The 208-nt window shown below is 38.0% G+C and carries 1 pseudogene; it reads right to left on the bottom strand.

Annotated features, from left to right (window positions below):
- Positions 1 to 207: pseudogene (locus V6260_RS19500) on the bottom strand (LacI family DNA-binding transcriptional regulator); the annotation flags it as partial.
- Between the last annotated feature and the right edge of the window lies 1 nt (position 208).

The following is a 208-nucleotide window of genomic DNA, read 5'->3' as shown; positions in this document are numbered from 1 at the left end:
AGGGTTGGTTAAATCGTTTATTATAATGCCAATTAAGTTTGAACGTTTTGATCGCATGGCGGCCGCATCGCGGTTATAAACGTAACCGAGTTCATCAATCGCTTATAATATTTTTTGTTTGCTTTTATCGCCTACTTTTTCGCTTTTGGTACGCAGTAAAGACACGCTTGATTTAGATACACCTGCACGCTTAGCAACATCAAAAATA

This window comes from Pseudoalteromonas aliena (assembly GCF_038155085.1).
GTDB lineage: Bacteria > Pseudomonadota > Gammaproteobacteria > Enterobacterales > Alteromonadaceae > Pseudoalteromonas > Pseudoalteromonas aliena_A.
Note: the sequence above shows the minus strand (reverse complement) of the source record. Positions and strands in the feature narration are given on the sequence as shown.